Here is a 13949-nt window from a genome sequence, read left to right as displayed (position 1 = left end):
TAGCACTCGCCCGATATCGGTCCCCTGATGCCCCTGCTCCGGGTGACCTCGGTCCGGTTATCAGCGCCGATTTCGTCGGTGGCCTCCTCGGGTGTGGTCGCCGAACCCCCCGTTCCAATGCCCGAGTAGGGGGTGCGGAAGGACTGCGCCCGGGATGAGGGGTACGAGAGCTATCGACCGAGGGGGTGTAGTTGGCCCGGCCGTGGCTCCGAGATGGACAAGCGATCGGAACGCGGCAGTAACTACTCTCACCGTGGACCGGAGCGGGTAGGAATAGGATGCTCGGAAAGCACTGCCCCAGGGACGGCAGCCACTGCGGACGGGTACCGACTCACCCTCTCACCCTGGCGGCGGGTCGTACAGCGTCACGAAGTGATCGCCACGACGGGCCTCGTGTTCCTTTGCACGCTTGTGGGCGGTCACGCAGTCCTCGAAGCGCTTCTCGAGGTCACACTCGTTACAGTCGATTTTGCATGGCATATGATAACATAGTTTCCGGAGGCTCTTAAATCATGTCTCCTCACAGCGGCAGTATCCGGACGGAATCGGGCCCGGGAATGCCGTTCCGTCGGAGAGAACCGTCGGCACTCCCCGACCAGCGTCATCAACCGAACTGACTACGGGAACGTCCCCGAAGCGGAACGTGTCCATCACAGGTGAGCAGTCGTCGTCCGCCGAGCGGGCGCGACCTGCCCGAGGGGTTCACGTGCTACTGGCGGTTTGAGCGTTCTCGATGTGATCGACTGATCCCTGAGCCACCCACTGGTGGGTTCCGCTCCGAGTTCGCACACGGGAACGACCGCGATGTCGAGGACGGACCCGCCGAGTGGCCCCCTCAGCCCGGTGACGAACGCGCCGATGAACGTCAGTACGCCCGACGCGACGGCGTTCCCCGGTCGCGTCGGTCCCAGCAGTCCCCGGCGAAATCGTGCATACGTATCGTTCGACGCGGACGGGCCGGCGTACCGGGCCACGTCGTCCCCGACCCCGGCGCGGCCCCGGGGCTTCGGTGATTCCACCGCTCCCCCAGTCTGTCGGGGGAATCGAGGGACGGCTCGACCGTCCGCGCCGTTTCGAACCCCGGAACGCGGCACCCGTTTAAGTAGGTGGCGGCGGAATGCCGACTCGAACCACATGTCGAGCAGACGGAGTCGGACGGACCCGGTCGAGGCCCTGTCACGGATACTCGAACGGGGCGACCAGGCCGAACGCTCGCTGGTGGTGGTAAACCGGACGCGACCCGAGGCGGTCATGCGGCTGCTGCAGGAGGCGTTCGGCGAACAGACGGTAGCGGTGACCGAGACCGACATCCCCGACACCGACTCCGACGTCGTCCTACTGCTGGACGATACGGGGGTCATCGCGACCTCGACGGTCGCCGAGTTGATGCAGTGTTGCCTGGTGGTCAACGGTGATCTGTATCGGACCGGTACGAGCGGCATCGAGCGGAACGTCGCCCCGCCGACGATCACCCGACTCGATGGCGTCGTGTTCGACCTGAAGGGGTATCCGGCCTCCAACAAGCAGAAACTGCTACTGATAATCATCTCCCGGTTCATCGAGCGCCGTGCGCTGCTGGCCGACGGTGGGCGGTTCCGCTCGACCTTCCAGAAGCTCTCGCGCCTCCAGCACGAGAACGGCACGCGGCTGGTCTACGAACGGCTCCGCGAGAGCGACGTCGACGTTCACGTCTACGGGGTCGGCGATGCGGACGTGCCCGAGGAGCCGGGCTTCACCACCCACACGGGAACCCATCGCGGCTACCGGGAGGCGTGGAGCGTGATCTTCGTCCCGGAGGATTCGGCTGCGGAGTCGGTCGCCCTCGTCGCGCTCGAAACCGGCCGGAACGAGTGGCGGGGGAGGTGGACCTTCGACGCGGAGTTGGCAGGACGCGCCGAGGAGATAATCCGAACGCGGTTCTGACCCGTCCGGGACCCTGTCTCACCTCCCGGGACGCGGGGTCGTACTACCGGGTGTGCTCGCGAGCGGTCCGACCGTCGGCCGTCGACGCCGGCATGCACGTGCCCCGCAGACCCGGGACACACGCCGGCGGGTCACCGCCGGACGGATCGGAAAGCGATGGCTCACCCGGGGGCGGCCGTGAACGAGCCGTCACCAACGACGGGGTCGAACGCGGTCATCGGGCCCGCTCCGGTACGAACCCAGGCCGGTCCGAGGGCGGCGGTCACGCCGTCGTCGTGGTCGTTCCGGTGCCCGGCCGCCGGAACCGCTTTGACGCTCGCCGCCCCGGCGGGCGTATGCCCACCGAGACAGGGCCCGTTCCCGCGACCGCACACGATATCGCCGGACCCGCGGGAACGCTTCGCGTGACCGAGTGGAGGCCGGAGAAGCCGACGGACGGAGTCCTGTTCGTCCACGGTGCCACCTACCCCGGGCGAGCTATCTTCGGGTCCGGACTCGACGGGCCGTCGGGCTGGGGGCCGTGGACGATGACCCGTGGCGACGCGGCGTTCGCGCTCGATGTCCGGGGCTATGGTAGCAGCCACGCCGTCGACCCCGGCCCCGACGACGAGCCGCCGGCCCGCACGGCGGCGGCCGCGGGCGACCTCGCCGCTGCCGTCGAGTGGGCCACGGACCGCGTCGACCGGCTCCATCTCGTCGGCACCTCCTGGGGGACGCTCGTCTGCGGGCGCTACCTCGCGACCCGTACGGACCCGCCCGTCGTGTCGGTCGCGCTCCACGCTCCCGTTTACGACCTCTCGCCGGCGGTTCGCGACCGGCTGGCGTTCGACGGCCCGTTCCGCACGGTCCAGCGTGACGGTGCCCGAGCCCGCTGGGCCGCGCAGGCCCCGGCCGACGCCGACACCGACCGGTGGCTCGCCGGCTTCGACGCCTTCTGGTCGACCTACGTCGCGAACGCGGGTTCCGTCGTCGACGACGCGACCGACTCCACGACGGCGACTGTCCGCGTCCCGAACGGCTGCCTGGCGGACATCCTCGCGGCGGCCGACGGCGACACCCCATACGACCCTGCCGCCGTCGAGACCCCGGCGCTCGTCGTCCGCGGGACCGCCGACCACACCTCGGTCCGGCCGGACGCGCTCGGGGTGTACGACCGACTCGGCGGCGCGCCAGGGTCAAACGCCTACGCAGAGATTGACGGCGGCACCCACTTCGTCCACCTCGAACCGCCCCGGGAGCGACTGTTCGACCTCGTCAGGTCGTTCCAGCGGTCGCACTGAACGGTCGAGGGCGTCCTCGCCGAGCGGCAGCCGATGGCGGAACGCGGCCCCCGGGTCCGCCCCGGGGTCAGTCATCGTCGCTCGGTCGCCGGGCGGTCGCCCCCGCGTCCGGCGTCGTGAGTACGCGTTCATCGGCGTCCGAGCCGAGCGGCTCGACCCGGACGCTGGAGATCTTGTACTCGGGGATGCCCGCCGTCGGGTCGAACGTCTCCGCGGTCAGTTCGTTGACCGCGCCTGCGGCGAAATGCATCGGGATGAACAGCGTTCCCGGCCCGACGCGGTCGGTCACCTGTGTCTTGACGACGATGTCGCCGCGTCGGGACTCGACCCGGACGTACTCCTCGTCGGCGACGTCGAGCTTCGCGGCGGTGTCCGGGTGTATCTCGACGAAGCTCTCGCCGACGTGGTGCATGAGCCCCTCGACCCGGCGGGTGATCTGGCCGGTGTGCCAGTGGTAGAGCACCCGACCCGAGGTGAGGGTGAGCGGGAACGCCTCGTCCGGGAGTTCGCCGGGGTGACCGCCGTCCGCGGGGACGAACCGCGCCTTCCCGTCCTCGAACCCGAACTCGCCGTCCTCGTAGTCGTAGAGGTACGGCGTCCCCGGGTGGTCCTCGTCCGGGCAGGGCCACTGGAGGCCGTGCTCCTCGCCCGCCTCCAGCCGGTCGTAGCTGACGCCGCCGTAGATGGGCACCAGCGAGCTGATCTCGTCCATCACCTCCCGCGGATGGTCGTAGTTCCAGCCGTAGCCCAGCCGGCGGGCCAGCGCCTGGGTGATGACCCAGTCCTGGCGGGCCTCTCCCGGCGGGTCGGCCGTCGGACGCACCCGTTGGATTCGCCGCTCCGTGTTCGTGAACGTGCCGTGCTTCTCCGGGGAGGTGGCCGCCGGCAGGACGACGTCGGCGTGCTCCGCCGTCTCCGTCATGAAGATGTCCTGCACCACGAGGAAGTCCATGTCCGCCAGGGCCTCCTCGGCATGCTGGATGTCGGGCTCGGAGAGCGCCGGGTTCTCGCCGACGACGTACATCCCGCGGAGGTTACCCTCGTGGGCCTCCGCGAGCATCTCCGGCACCTTCAGGCCGGGTTCATCGGGCGGGCGCTCGCCCCACTCGGCCGCGAACTTCTCGGCGACCTCCTCGTCGGCCGGGTCCTGGTAGCCCGGCAGGCTCCCGGGCAGGGTCCCCATGTCGCCGCCGCCGCCCTGGACGTTGTTCTGGCCGCGGAACGGCGAGAGTCCGGCGCCGGGCTTGCCGACCTGCCCGAGCGCGAGCGCGAGGTCCGCCATCGCCAGCAGGTTCTCCGTGCCGGTGCTCTGCTGGGTCATCCCCATCGCCCAGCCGAAGACGACGGTGTCGGCCGCGGCCAGCGTCTCGGCGGCCGAGGCGATCTCCTCCGGCGGGACGCCGGCCAGCTCCTCGACCTTCTCGGGGGTGAACGCCTGGACCTTCTCCTTCAGCTCCTCGAAGTTCTTCGTGTTGCGCTCGATGAACGCCTCGTCGTGGAGGTCGTGCTCGATGATGTACCGGATGAGGCCGTTGATCCAGGTCACGTCGTACCCCGGGTTCGTCCGCGTGTACTGGTCGGCGTGCTCGGCGATGCCGACCTCGCGCGGGTCGAACACGACCAGGTCCGCGCCGTCGCGGACGTTCTGCTTGATTCGGGTCGCCAGCACCGGGTGGGACTCGGTGGTGTTCGACCCGGAGATGAGGTAGGCGTCGGCCTCGCCGATGTCCTCGTTGATGCGGTTGGTCATGGCGCCGTAGCCGAGCGTCCGCTGGAGGGCGGCGACCGTCGAGGCGTGGCACAGCCGGGCGCAGTTGTCGATGTTCTTCGTCCCGAGCACCTGCCGGGCGAACTTCTGGACGAGGTAGGCCTCCTCGTTGCTCCCCTTCGAGGAGGCGAGACAGCCGACCGCGTCGACGCCGTGTTCGTCCTGAATGGCACGCAGGTTCTCGGCGACGTGGTCGAGGGCCTCGTCCCAGGAGGTCGGCCGGAGTTCCCCGTCGTCGTCGCGGACTAGCGGCCGGGTCAGCCGCTCCTCGCTGTTGGCGAACTCGTGGCCGAACTTCCCCTTCACGCAGGTCGAGAAGTTGTTCGCCGGGGCGTCGTCGGGGTCGTCGACCGGCACCACGCCCAGCGAGTCGCCGTCCTTGCCCCACATCTCGAAGCGACAGCCGACGGCACAGAACCCACAGGTCGTCTCCTGCTTGTCTATCCTGTCGAGGCGGTAGTCGCCCACTGCGTCGGCGATGTCGAACAGCCGCCCCTCGGGGAGCGTCTTCGCCGCGATGCTCTCGGCGGTGTGTTCGCCGGCGAGGAAGGCCTTCCTGCCGTACTTCGTCGCGAGGTCGCCAGCCTGGCGCTTGGCGTCGGACATGAACGCCGCGAGGCCGTCGTCGTCACCGGCCGCGGCGGCGGTCTCGGCCGGTGCGCCCGCGCTACCGGGGTCCGGCGAGCGGTTGGGGGCGTCCGTGTCGTCGATGGTCTCGGCCGGCTCGTGCTTGATGACCGTCCCGATGGAGTTGCGCTGGGTAAACCCGGGGAGCGGGAGCGTCCCGGCGCCGCCGATGCCCTTTTCCGTCAGCGACCCAGTCGGGCAGACCGTCGCGCAGTGGCCACAGGAGACACACTCCGAGTCGGCCATCGTGTCGGCGTCGGACTGGAAGCCGATGCGCGTGTCCTCGCCGTGGCCCTCCATCCGGAGGACGCCCTCGACCTGTACGTCGTTACAGGCCTCGACACAGCGATTACAGAGGATGCATTTGTTGCGGTCGATCTGGATGAACGACGAGGTGTCATCGACCGGTTCGTACTCCTCGCGGTCGTCGAAGACGCCGTACCGCGGGTGGTCGACGCCCTCGCTGATGGCGGTGTTCTGCAGTTCACACCGGCCGTTGCCGTTGCAGGTGGTACAGCGGAGGTTGTGGTTCGAGAGGACCAGGTCGAGGTTGACGCTGCGACTCTCCTCGGCGTCGGGAGTGTCCGTCTCGACGGAGAGCCCGTCGTAGGCCGGGAACGAACACGCCGAGACGAGGCCGTGCTCGTCGGTCTCGACCGTGCAGGTCCGGCAGGTACTCCGGGGGCCGATCTCGTCGCTGCAGTCGCCGCCGCGGTCGTAGTAGCAGAGCGCCGGCACGTCCTCGTCGCCGTCGACGGCATCGGTGCCCGGCCCGACGGAGACGATGTCGTCGTCGAGGGCCTCCATGGCGTCGATGAGCGTCGAACCCGGGCCGACGGTCACCGATTCGTCGTTGATGGTGACGGTGGTGGGGTCCCCACCGGTCGTGCCGACTTCGGGGTCGTTCGCGGTCCCGGGTTCGAAATCCTCCGTGACCGGTGTCTGTGGCTGCTGGTCGTCGAGTTCTGGAACGCTTGGAAGTGGCTTGTCAGTGCTCATAGGTTCTCCTCGCAGATGCCGCTCGGACAGCGGCCGTCGGCGTGTGCGCGGAACTCCGCCTCGAACTCGTCCATCGCGGTCGTGACCGGACGGGGGGCGTGTGCACCGGTCTGGCAGTTGCTCGTCCGGCGCATGACGCGGGCCAGTTCCCGGATGTCGTCGCTCCGGAACGAGCCCTGGTAGATGTCACGCAGCAACTCGGCGAGCTGCTGTGTCCCCTCCCGTCCGGGCACACACCGCCCGCTGTTGGCCTCCGCTGCGAACCGCGCGCGCTCGCCCGCCTCCGCGACGACGCAGGTTCCCTCGGTCAGGAGTTCCACGACCCCGTCGGTACCGAGGCCGGCCGCGTCGAGCGCCGGCGCGCCCGGCGGCAGGTCGAGGTCGCCGGTGACGCCGCCGAAGACGCCGCCCACCGTGGCTAGTTTGAACCGGCCGTCGACCGTCACGGCCTCGCGGACTGTCCCGAGGGTCGCGTCGGTACCGAGCTCGACCGTCGCCGGCGCGGCCACGTCGCCCGTGACCGTCACGAGTCTGGTCCCCGGGTCGGTGGCCTCGGGTGCGAACGCCGCCGGGGCCCGGAGCGCGTGCCGGACCTGCGCGACCGTCCGGGGCGTGTGGACGACCGTCGGGCGGCCGTACAGCCCGTGTTCGGCCGGCGTCGGCGGCTGGAGGCGCGGTTCGATCCGCTCGGCGCCCTCGAGCACCTCCAGGGCGGCCGTCGGTGCGCCGGCGCGGTGCTCGTCCGCCCCGGCGACGACCCGCGGGTCGACCGGCAGGTCGACACGCGCCACCGCCTCGCGGACGTGCTGGACCAGCGTGGCGTCGCTCTCGTTCAGGTGGAGGACCACGTCCGTGGCCCCGACGTACCGTGCCACCGCCGCCGCCCCGTCGAGGACCGTGAGCGGTGCACCTGCCAGCAGGGTCCGGTCGGCGCGTGGCCGGTGGTCGGCCTCGTTCGCGTTCACGACCACGACCGGGTCGCCGTCGGTCTCGCGGGCCAGGTCCCAGGCCTCGGTGACCGGGTGGTCCGCGACGGCGTCGCCGCGGCCCCGGCCCAGCAGTCCGAGCTCCGCGGCGGCCCCGGCGTCGTCCTCCGCGGCGACGAACTCGTGGGCCCCGGGGGCCAGCGGGTCGACCCACCCGCAGGGCCCCAGGACGGCCCGGCGGCCGACCGACAGTGCCCCGTCGTCCGGGACCGGCAGGGACGAGGCCCCCTCCTCGTGGCCGACGACGGCCGCGGCGTCGGCGGTCGGGAGGTCGCCTGCTTCCATGACGTCGACCAGTTCCCGGACCGTGGCCCTGTCCGGGGCCGGGTAGAAGGCCGTCCGTCCCGTGACCGTCGCCAACACCAGCGGCTCGACGCCGGCGATACCGGTCGGACCGGTCTCGACGACCGGGACCGAGTCGGCAGCGTTGCGGGCGGCCTCTGCCACGATGTCGCCGTCGCCAGCGGCCACATCGGCCGCGACGCGAACGACGACGGAGCGGGCGGTCGCTCCCTCGTCGGTAATCATCGTTTCCCCTTACTATTGAGGGATATTAAAATGTGGCTGGCGTCCGACCGTGGATCCCAGTAGTTTTCACGTGATTTCGGCTTGCAAATCGAGGCAAGTCCGGCCCGTCCCCTACGACCGAAGTGTTCAGGGGGCGCGCCCGACTGCGTACCGACGATGGCGAACCCGCGTTTCGAGGAGATCAGGACCGAGGCGGCCGAGGCGATGACCGACGGCGACCTCCGGTCGGTGTACGCCGGCCTCGTCCACGAGGACGGCCGTCACGAGTACTACTTCGGGAACGACACCGAGGCGGCGGAGGAACTGCGCGAGGCGGCCGCCGTCCAACTCGGAATGTTGGTCCGCGTCCTGGCGGACCGCTCGGACAGCAGTGTCGAGGAGATCACCGACCTCGCAGCAGCGCGCGCCGAGGAGATGCAACTGCGTTGACCGGGTCCGGTCGCCGGACCGCTCACGCCTCCGAAAGCGGCGTCTCGGCGACGGGGGTCGCCTCGTCGACCACGTCGGCGAGGTCGAGGCGGTCGAGCGCCGCCGCGGACGGCCTGCCGTCGACGCCCCAACCGCGTGCCGCGTAGTAGCGATCCAGCCCGCACTGGAAGTCGTCCGGGTCGATGCGCGCCTCTGCACCGCCCGTTCCGGGGATGGGTTCCCGGAACGGCGCCGGGAGGCTGTCGTCGGCCCGGGTGACCCCCTCCCGGACGTTGAACAGCCGCACGAGCGTCCAGACCCGCTCGCCGAGGCGGTACAGTTCCGCGGGCGCGAACTCCAGACCGACCGCGCTCAGCCACTCGGCGCCGAGGTCCTCGAACGTCTCCCCGAGGAAGTCGTCCGCCGGGAGGCTCCAGAGCACCGACCGCACGTCCTGTGCGGTCGTGACCGCGGCGACCTGGCGCTCGAGCGACCACTCCCCTTCGAAGACCTCCTCCTCGAAGGGGCGAGCACGCCGGTGACAGCCGCCCCGGTCGCTCGTCGCGTACGCCAGCGCCATGCTCCCCGCCCGCCGCGGGTCGTAGGACGGCACTGCCATCGACTTCACCGTCGGGACGAGACCCCCGCCGCCGTGGGTCTCGGCGGCGGCCGCGACGCCGTCGGCCAGCGCGTCGGCCAGCGGGTCGGCACGGCTGGCGATGCGCTCCAACAGCGCGACCGCACCGTCCACGTCGCCGAAGGAGAGGTCGGCCTCGACGTGGCCGGCCTCGTCCGCACGGATGGCCCACGCGACGGCGTTCCCGGCACTGATGACGTCCATCCCGAGCCGGTCACAGATGCCGCCCAGCCGCGCGACCGCCTCGAAGTCGTCGATGCCGAGGCCAGCGCCGAGGGTCATCGGCACGGCCCCGCGCGGCACCGTCCCGCCGTCGTCGTCCGGCACCCTGAACCCGCCGGGGTGGTCGCCGTCGGGGTGTTCCCGGCTGATAGCGGCCGCCTCCGCCGCCTCGATGCCGATGGCCTCGCTCCCGTCGAACCCGCTCTCCTGCCACCCGCGGGCGGCGAGCAGGCCGGTCTCCTCGGCGAAGTCGAGGCTCTCGATGGTGCCGCCGGCCGCCAGCCACCGACCGGTGTCGTGGTCGCGGTAGGTCGCCGCGTACCGGTCGTGGAGGCGTGCGAGGTCGCCGGTCGGCTCCGGCGGGTCGCCGCGGACGACGACCGCCTTCAGGTTCTTCGCGAACATGACCGCCCCGGCGCCGCCGCGGCCCGCGTGGTGGTCTCCCCCGTCGGAGGCGATGGTGGCGTACGCGACACCTGCCTCGCCGGCCGGCCCGACGCAGGCGACCGCGGCGTCCGGGAACGCGGCCGCGACCGCCTCGGCGTCGGCCCCCACGAGGTCGTCGGCGGCGACGACGGCACACTCGTCCGGCGTGACCCGGAGCGTCACGGGTTCGTCGGCGCGACCGGTGACGAGGAGGCCGAGACACCCCGGCCGTGTCCCCGCGAGCCTGGCGGGGAACTCGCCGCCGGCGTACGAGTCGAGGAACCCACCGGTCAGCGGCGACTTCGTGACCGCGGCGTACCGGGTCTCCCCGGGCAGGTACCCCGAGAGCGGCCCGAGCATGAACCCGAGGAGGTTCGCCGGTCCCAGCGGGTCGGCCCCCGCCTCGAGCTCCTCGTAGAGGTAGCGGGCACCCAGCCCCTTGCCGCCGAGGAACAGCCGCCGCCAGGACTCGGGAACGGGCGCTCGCTCGACGGTCCGTCCCGTGAGGTCGACGCGGAGGACGGACTGGCGTGGCTCTGGCACGGCATATCCTCATGGACGACCCTCCTAAACCAGTTACGCTAGACGGGGAACCGGAACCGGGAGAGGCCGATCGTTCCTGATAAACCGACTTTCTCTCACGCGGATTTTGACATGATTTATAATCCGGTTCGGCTCGAACCTTCGGGAAACTTGAAGATCCAGTATTCTTTGGGTGGTAATTGTAATGTCCGGTGTAAAAGCCAACCGCAACCGCTGGCTCATCGCGCTGGCGGCAGTATCGATTCACCTGTCGATCGGGTCGATCTACGCGTACAGTATCTACCAGATACCACTGCAGGAGACACAGGGCTGGAGCACGTCGACGGTCACGCTCGCGTTCTCCATCGCCGTGTTCGTCCTCGGCATCACTGCCGCCTTCCTCGGCAAGTACGTCGAGAAGTACGGGCCGCGGAAGGCCGGACTCGCGGCGGCGGTGCTGTACGGGCTCGGGATGGTCGGGTCCGGACTCAGCGTGCAACTCGGGAACCTGCCCCTGTTCCTGGCGACGTTCGGCGTCATCGGCGGCATGGGTATCGGCATCGGGTACATCTCCCCCATCGGGACGCTTGTCGAGTGGTTCCCGGACCGACGTGGGATGGCGACCGGACTCGCGGTCATGGGCTTCGGTGCCGGTGCCCTCTTGACGGGGCCGCTCGGGAACTTCCTCATCCAGGAGTTCAGTGTGGCGATGGCCTTCTACGGCCTCGGCGCACTCTACTTCGTGCTGATGACCGCCGGCGCGAGCTACCTCGCCAAGCCGACGGAGGGCTGGGTCCCCGAGGGGATGCAGGACGTGGACAACGCCGAGGATGAGGCCAAAAGCGCCCTCTCCGGGCTCCGTGAGTTCACGGCCGCCGAGGCGCGCACCTCCCCGCGCTTCTGGATGACCTGGCTCATCATCTTCATCAACGTCACCGCGGGCATCATGCTGCTCGCGTTCGCCTCGCCGATGCTCCAGCAGATCGGCGGCGCGACCGCGACCACCGCGGCGTTCATCACCGGGTATATCGGCATCTTCAACGGCGGCGGTCGCATCTTCTGGTCCTCGCTGTCGGACTACATCGGCCGGACGACCGTCTACGCCGTCTTCATGCTCATCCAGGTCGTCGCGTTCGCGGTGATGCCACAGGTCGTGGGCGTCTGGGTGCTGGCCGGGCTGATGTTCCTGGTCATCACCTGCTACGGCGGCGGCTTCGCCTGCCTGCCGGCCTACCTCAGCGACCTGTTCGGGACGAAGGAGGTCAGCGCTATCCACGGCTACGCGCTGACCGCCTGGGGCCTCGCCGGCGTCGCCGGTCCGCAGCTCGCCTCGGTCGTCCTCGAATCCACCGGGTCGTACACGAACGCGCTCTACGTGGTGACTGGACTGCTCGTCGCCGGGTTCGGCGCGGTGCTCGCGCTGCGCTGGCGCATCGGCAAGCTCCAGGGCCGTGACGTCGCCACGACGGGTGCCGCCACGGCCAACGACTGACGACCACGGTCCGCTTTCGCTCGTGGCAGTCCGACTCGGCCCGCTCCCGCACCCGGCCGGCCTGTCGACCGTCCGGTCGCCGGGGACAGGACTGCCAACCGACCCGACACGGTGCGGGCCCTGCGGTGTGGTATGTACGTACTCCTGACCGGGGCGACCGGCGCCGTCGGGAGCCACCTCGTGTCGGCCCCCTCGTCCGCGGGTACGGCGCCCGCGTGCTGGTCCGCCACCGGCGTCGTTGTGTCGGGCCAGCCGACACGACCGCCTCCGAGGGCGGGCTCTCGGGGTCGTGGTGTCGGCCCGACGGGGCTCCTCGCGGGCCGTCGGCTCCGCGTCCCCCCGCGGCACGCAGAGGTACGCCGCCGAGCCGTTGCCGCGCGGCCCCCGGCGGAGGGCGTCGAACAGGCCGACGAACGAGACCGGACGAACCGTCAGCCCGACCTCCTCCCGGACCTCGCGGGCGCAGGCCGCCCGGGCGCACTCGCTCGACCAGCCCGCCGGGCAGCACCCACTCGCCCTCGTGTGGCGGGCGGTCGCGCTGGAGGCGGACGACCCCGCCGTCGGTCGACACCACCGCGTCCGTCGCCAGTACGCGCAGGTCACTCGGGTCCGTATGGACTGCTCCTCCGCCGGGACGCTCAACTGCACGCCCGTTCGTTTCCGATCCGATTTCGTGGCGAAAGCCCCGATACTGATCAGAGAGGAGACATTACCGAGTAACGGACGAAGTACGTGGGATACCCGGCCCTCGCCGGGCGACTCCAACCGTCAAGTGGTCCCGGTCCCAGCAGACGGTCGTGACCGAACTGCGCGAGGTGCGGGCGACCGCCGACGGGGTCGGCATCCACTACCTGCGGGCCGACCCGGGGACCCCCGACGGCGGGCCGCCCGTCCTCCTGTTCCACGGGGGCATCATCGACGCCGCGCGGCTCTCCTGGGGCGGCGTCATCGAGCCGCTGGCCGCGGCGCTGGACCAACCGGTCATCGCGCCCGACTTCGCGGGCTACGGCGGGAGCGACCGGCCCGTGGCGGCCTACTCGACGGCCTACCACGTCGAGACGATGCGGGCGTTCCTGAACGCGCTGGGCGTCTCGCGGGTCGACTGCTGTGGCCTGTCGCTGGGCGGGGGGGGGTGGCGCTGGGACTGGCACTCTCGGACGACCGCGTCGAGCGGCTCGTGGCGCTGGACAGCTTCGGGCTGGGGACGGAACTCCCGCGCGGCCGCCTCTCGTGGGCGGTCGCGCAGGTGCCGGCGCTGAACCGGCTGTCGGTCGCGCTGCTCCGGCGCTCGGAGGGGTTCCGCCGGGCCAGCCTCGAGGGGCTCGTCGCGGACTCTGCGACCATCGGCGAGGACGTCCACGCGGCCTTCGCGGCGCTGCTGCAGCGCCCGGACCCGGGCCACGCCTTCCGGCGCTGGCGGGCCGCCGAGGTGACCCGAAGCGGCTACGCGACGACCTACGTCGACCTGCTCCCGGAGCTCCAGCAGCCGGTGCTCTTCCTCCACGGCGCCGCGGACGACGTCTTCCCGCCGGCGTGGTCCGAGCGGGCCGCCGACCTCGCGCCCGATGGCGAATGCGTCGTGCTCCCCGACTGTGGGCACTGGCCCCCCCGGGAGCGGCCCGACGAGGTCATCGAGCGGGTCGCGGGCTTCCTCGGCGAGGCCTGAGCCGCCGCTGGCGCCGTCAGGCCGCGCGGATGGCGCTCACGTAGGTACCCTTCTCCTTGACGCCGACCCACTCCTGTGCGGGGTCGCCGTCGCGGAACAGGTGGACCGTCGGGACGCCGCGGACGCCGAACCGCTGGGCCAGGTCCTGGTTCGCGTCGATGTCGATCTTCACGACCGTGGTGTCCTCCTCCGCGGCGATCTCCTCGATGGTCGGGGCGAGCATCTTGCAGGGCCCACACCAGTCGGCGTAGAAGTCCGCCAGCACCACGTCGTGCTCGGCGAGCACCGACTCCAGGTGGTCGGCGCCGTCGATATGTATCGGTTCGTCCGTCGTCCCGCCGCCACCGTTGCCGTCCTCGGACAGCAGCTCCTCGCGCTTCCGCTCGCGGATCTCCTCCAGGTCGTCGTCGCCCTCGTTCGTCTCGCTCATACGACGGTGGAGGGCATCTAACGGCTTAATAACCT

11 protein-coding genes are annotated in these 13949 nt (G+C 70.6%); 6 read left to right on the top strand and 5 right to left on the bottom strand.

The window, feature by feature from the left end:
• Positions 1–339: 339 nt before the first annotated feature.
• Positions 340–480 (bottom strand): hypothetical protein, encoded by a 141-nt coding sequence (locus tag DP107_RS20205; RefSeq protein WP_185977340.1) that lies wholly within the window; start codon positions 478–480, stop codon positions 340–342.
• 654 nt (positions 481–1134) lie between these two features.
• Here DP107_RS20205 and DP107_RS15015 point away from each other — a divergent pair.
• Together DP107_RS15015 and DP107_RS15010 are read left to right on the top strand one after the other, a co-directional pair.
• On the top strand, positions 1135–1923 hold the full coding sequence (locus tag DP107_RS15015) for a histidine kinase (RefSeq protein WP_202877423.1): 789 nt from the start codon (positions 1135–1137) through the stop codon (positions 1921–1923).
• Positions 1924–2258: 335 nt separating this feature from the next.
• On the top strand, positions 2259–3203 hold the full coding sequence (locus DP107_RS15010) for an alpha/beta fold hydrolase (RefSeq protein ID WP_185977339.1): 945 nt from the start codon (positions 2259–2261) through the stop codon (positions 3201–3203).
• Positions 3204–3270: 67 nt separating this feature from the next.
• Here DP107_RS15010 and fdhF read toward each other — a convergent pair whose 3' ends face one another.
• Positions 3271–6597, bottom strand: coding sequence for a formate dehydrogenase subunit alpha (gene fdhF / locus DP107_RS15005; protein ID WP_144262954.1), 3327 nt, complete (start codon positions 6595–6597; stop codon positions 3271–3273).
• Positions 6594–8111: an NADH-ubiquinone oxidoreductase-F iron-sulfur binding region domain-containing protein gene (locus tag DP107_RS15000; RefSeq protein WP_144262953.1), complete on the bottom strand. Its 1518-nt coding sequence runs from the start codon at positions 8109–8111 to the stop codon at positions 6594–6596. The genes fdhF and DP107_RS15000 overlap by 4 nt, the downstream gene beginning before the upstream one ends.
• A gap of 156 nt (positions 8112–8267) precedes the next feature.
• Here DP107_RS15000 and DP107_RS14995 point away from each other — a divergent pair, with 156 nt between their 5' ends.
• Positions 8268–8540, top strand: coding sequence for a hypothetical protein (locus tag DP107_RS14995; protein WP_144262952.1), 273 nt, complete (start codon positions 8268–8270; stop codon positions 8538–8540).
• 22 nt (positions 8541–8562) lie between these two features.
• Here the strand turns inward: DP107_RS14995 and DP107_RS14990 are convergent, their stop codons facing one another.
• Positions 8563–10347: an aldehyde ferredoxin oxidoreductase family protein gene (locus DP107_RS14990; RefSeq protein WP_144262951.1), complete on the bottom strand. Its 1785-nt coding sequence runs from the start codon at positions 10345–10347 to the stop codon at positions 8563–8565.
• Positions 10348–10531: 184 nt separating this feature from the next.
• On the opposite strand from DP107_RS14990, the gene DP107_RS14985 reads away from it, so the two are divergent.
• The 3 genes from DP107_RS14985 (at position 10532) to DP107_RS20860 (ending at position 13484) form a co-directional block, all read left to right on the top strand.
• Positions 10532–11818, top strand: coding sequence for an L-lactate MFS transporter (locus DP107_RS14985; RefSeq protein ID WP_144262950.1), 1287 nt, complete (start codon positions 10532–10534; stop codon positions 11816–11818).
• A gap of 797 nt (positions 11819–12615) precedes the next feature.
• Positions 12616–13077 carry an alpha/beta fold hydrolase gene (locus DP107_RS20865; protein WP_238330897.1) on the top strand — a complete coding sequence of 154 codons (462 nt, stop codon included), beginning with the start codon at positions 12616–12618 and terminating at the stop codon, positions 13075–13077.
• The gene (locus DP107_RS20860; RefSeq protein WP_238330896.1) at positions 12996–13484 is read left to right on the top strand and encodes an alpha/beta fold hydrolase; all 489 of its coding nucleotides are present in this window, start codon (positions 12996–12998) and stop codon (positions 13482–13484) included. Before DP107_RS20865 ends, DP107_RS20860 begins: the two co-directional genes overlap by 82 nt.
• 16 nt (positions 13485–13500) lie before the next feature.
• Here the strand turns inward: DP107_RS20860 and trxA are convergent, their stop codons facing one another.
• Positions 13501–13914 carry a thioredoxin gene (trxA, locus tag DP107_RS14975; RefSeq protein ID WP_144262949.1) on the bottom strand — a complete coding sequence of 138 codons (414 nt, stop codon included), beginning with the start codon at positions 13912–13914 and terminating at the stop codon, positions 13501–13503.
• Positions 13915–13949 lie beyond the last annotated feature (35 nt).

Source organism: Haloglomus irregulare (genome assembly GCF_007421925.1).
In the GTDB taxonomy this organism is placed as follows: Archaea; Halobacteriota; Halobacteria; order Halobacteriales; family Haloarculaceae; genus Haloglomus; species Haloglomus irregulare.
This window is presented reverse-complemented; position numbering and strand designations above follow the sequence as displayed.

What these genes read in the sequence shown, in the direction of transcription:
- DP107_RS14985 (WP_144262950.1), top strand. Translation starts at nt 10,532, where the DNA reads ATGTCCGGTGTAAAAGCCAACCGCAACCGCTGGCTCATCGCGCTGGCG.
- DP107_RS15015 (WP_202877423.1), top strand. Translation starts at nt 1,135, where the DNA reads ATGTCGAGCAGACGGAGTCGGACGGACCCGGTCGAGGCCCTGTCACGG.
- trxA (WP_144262949.1), bottom strand. Translation starts at nt 13,914, where the DNA reads ATGAGCGAGACGAACGAGGGCGACGACGACCTGGAGGAGATCCGCGAG.
- fdhF (WP_144262954.1), bottom strand. Translation starts at nt 6,597, where the DNA reads ATGAGCACTGACAAGCCACTTCCAAGCGTTCCAGAACTCGACGACCAG.
- DP107_RS15000 (WP_144262953.1), bottom strand. Translation starts at nt 8,111, where the DNA reads ATGATTACCGACGAGGGAGCGACCGCCCGCTCCGTCGTCGTTCGCGTC.
- DP107_RS20205 (WP_185977340.1), bottom strand. Translation starts at nt 480, where the DNA reads ATGCCATGCAAAATCGACTGTAACGAGTGTGACCTCGAGAAGCGCTTC.
- DP107_RS14995 (WP_144262952.1), top strand. Translation starts at nt 8,268, where the DNA reads ATGGCGAACCCGCGTTTCGAGGAGATCAGGACCGAGGCGGCCGAGGCG.
- DP107_RS15010 (WP_185977339.1), top strand. Translation starts at nt 2,259, where the DNA reads ATGCCCACCGAGACAGGGCCCGTTCCCGCGACCGCACACGATATCGCC.